The sequence below is a fragment of the Halobellus sp. Atlit-38R genome (assembly GCF_003665925.1).
GTDB lineage: Archaea > Halobacteriota > Halobacteria > Halobacteriales > Haloferacaceae > Haloquadratum > Haloquadratum inordinatus.
Genome location: NZ_QXIJ01000173.1, coordinates 1 through 547, shown reverse-complemented (window position 1 = coordinate 547; position 547 = coordinate 1). Strand labels below are relative to the sequence as shown.

Below are 547 nucleotides of genomic sequence, written 5' to 3'. Positions count from 1 at the left end.
CGAACGCGTCTAAGCCCCGAAACGACGGGTGTCTCTCACCCGGCCAACTCGATTCGAAGCCCGTCGTCGGTGACGAGCACCTCCATGCGTTCGAACGTCCGGCAGTACTGCGAGACGTGTCGGCCGTCGCTGTGGTCCACCATAATCGACTTTTCGAGGAGTGACGCCTCGTGGAGCCGTTTTACCTCCCTGTATGCGGTCGAAAGCGGGACGTCGGCGCGGGAACTCAGCTCTTTGACTGTCAACGGCTCGTCGGCCACACGCAACAGGTCCGGGACCGCTGGTGCGCTCATCAGGGCGAACAATTCCTGTTCGGCAACCGTTTCACCATTATTTATGATGAGCATCGCGCCTCACTACAGAAATCTCCGTGTTGACACTTGTAGATTCGGGCAAACTCGACTTCCCTTCGGTAAGGTTTTCGGACCCCTCTTCGAATCCACGAGTATGAGCGAACACTACGCTCCCGTCTCCGAGCACCTCGACGATGTTGAGGCTGCACGCGAGGAGGGACGACGCAAGATGGACTGGGCGCTCCAGCACATGC

General features: G+C 58.9%; 1 protein-coding gene. It reads right to left on the bottom strand.

What is annotated here, in order from left to right; translation table 11 throughout:
* Positions 1–35: 35 nt before the first annotated feature.
* Complete coding sequence (locus tag D3D02_RS18765; RefSeq protein WP_004058493.1) at positions 36–347, bottom strand: helix-turn-helix domain-containing protein; 312 nt, start codon at positions 345–347, stop codon at positions 36–38.
* Positions 348–547: the final 200 nt, after the last annotated feature.